This is a genomic window from Pseudomonas sp. EA_65y_Pfl1_P113, assembly GCF_963970525.1.
Taxonomy (GTDB): domain Bacteria; phylum Pseudomonadota; class Gammaproteobacteria; order Pseudomonadales; family Pseudomonadaceae; genus Aquipseudomonas; species Aquipseudomonas tritici.
Window position 1 is genome coordinate 1 of sequence record NZ_CAXAQM010000606.1, and the last position, 446, is coordinate 446.

The 446-nt window shown below is 69.7% G+C and carries 1 pseudogene; it reads left to right on the forward strand.

Going from position 1 to position 446, the window contains the following annotated elements:
- Window positions 1–446 (forward strand): annotated as a pseudogene (locus tag AACY52_RS31320) (integrase); the annotation flags it as partial.

The following is a 446-nucleotide window of genomic DNA, read 5'->3' on the forward strand; positions in this document are numbered from 1 at the left end:
CACGGCAGCAAGCTGGAACCGGGCCGTCGCCAGCCTCGATCGCCTCTACCGCTGGGGCGAGCAGCAAGGGTTGATCGCCGAGGTGCCATTCAGCCGCCGCGCCGTATGGCGACCGGCGCAGGGTGGCCACCGCGACATGATCGCGGCGCGCAACGACGCCTATGAACGTGCCGCCAAGCGATCGGATGTGCGGTTCGTCACGATGGACGACTACCGCATTTTCCGCGAGGTCGGCCTGCGCGGCCTCACCCCTGACGGCACGGAGCGCCCCGGCGCTCGCGATCGGAACGGGCTGCGCAACGCGCTGTTCGCCGACCTTCTCGTCACCACCGGCCTGCGCCTCGAAGAGGCGTCGGGCCTGCTCGCTGCCGAGCTCGCGGTGATCGACCGCGACGGCGACCAGGCCCAACAACTTTGGCTGCCTCTTCCGCCGCCACTTACCAAGG